Annotated in this window: 2 protein-coding genes; both read left to right on the top strand. The window is 53.4% G+C overall.

The features are described from left to right. Positions 1-2 precede the first annotated feature (2 nt). Positions 3-548, top strand: coding sequence for a DNA-packaging protein (locus ACJHXB_RS24720; protein WP_000453580.1), 546 nt, complete (start codon positions 3-5; stop codon positions 546-548). Then, a partial coding sequence (locus ACJHXB_RS24715) for a phage terminase large subunit family protein (protein ID WP_323610122.1) occupies positions 523-1,107 on the top strand: 585 nt, incomplete at its 3' end. The genes ACJHXB_RS24720 and ACJHXB_RS24715, both read left to right, overlap by 26 nt.

The raw sequence follows: 1,107 nt of genomic DNA, 5'->3' as shown, positions 1-1,107 counted from the left end.
CAATGGAAGTCAACAAAAAGCAGCTGGCTGACATTTTCGGTGCGAGTATCCGTACCATTCAGAACTGGCAGGAACAGGGAATGCCCGTTCTGCGAGGCGGTGGCAAGGGTAATGAGGTGCTTTATGACTCTGCCGCCGTCATAAAATGGTATGCCGAAAGGGATGCTGAAATTGAGAACGAAAAGCTGCGCCGGGAGGTTGAAGAACTGCGGCAGGCCAGCGAGGCAGATCTCCAGCCAGGAACTATTGAGTACGAACGCCATCGACTTACGCGTGCGCAGGCCGACGCACAGGAACTGAAGAATGCCAGAGACTCCGCTGAAGTGGTGGAAACCGCATTCTGTACTTTCGTGTTGTCGCGGATCGCAGGTGAAATTGCCAGTATTCTCGACGGGCTCCCCCTGTCGGTGCAGCGGCGTTTTCCGGAACTGGAAAACCGACATGTTGATTTCCTGAAACGGGATATCATCAAAGCCATGAACAAAGCAGCCGCGCTGGATGAACTGATACCGGGGTTGCTGAGTGAATATATCGAACAGTCAGGTTAACAGGCTGCGGCATTTTGTCCGCGCCGGGCTTCGCTCACTGTTCAGGCCGGAGCCACAGACCGCCGTTGAATGGGCGGATGCTAATTACTATCTCCCGAAAGAATCCGCATACCAGGAAGGGCGCTGGGAAACACTGCCCTTTCAGCGGGCCATCATGAATGCGATGGGCAGCGACTACATCCGTGAGGTGAATGTGGTGAAGTCTGCCCGTGTCGGTTATTCCAAAATGCTGCTGGGTGTTTATGCCTACTTTATAGAGCATAAGCAGCGCAACACCCTTATCTGGTTGCCGACGGATGGTGATGCCGAGAACTTTATGAAAACCCACGTTGAGCCGACTATTCGTGATATTCCGTCGCTGCTGGCGCTGGCCCCGTGGTATGGCAAAAAGCACCGGGATAACACGCTCACCATGAAGCGTTTCACTAATGGGCGTGGCTTCTGGTGCCTGGGCGGTAAAGCGGCAAAAAACTACCGTGAAAAGTCGGTGGATGTGGCGGGTTATGATGAACTTGCTGCTTTTGATGATGATATTGAACAGGAAGGCTCTCCGACGTTC

It is taken from the genome of Escherichia sp. WS3227_2, assembly GCF_046486495.1.
In the GTDB taxonomy this organism is placed as follows: domain Bacteria; phylum Pseudomonadota; class Gammaproteobacteria; order Enterobacterales; family Enterobacteriaceae; genus Escherichia; species Escherichia coli.
This window is presented reverse-complemented; position numbering and strand designations above follow the sequence as displayed.

Bases quoted from the DNA above. Each gene is read 5' to 3' on its own strand.
- ACJHXB_RS24720 (WP_000453580.1), top strand. From the start codon at position 3: ATGGAAGTCAACAAAAAGCAGCTGGCTGACATTTTCGGTGCGAGTATC.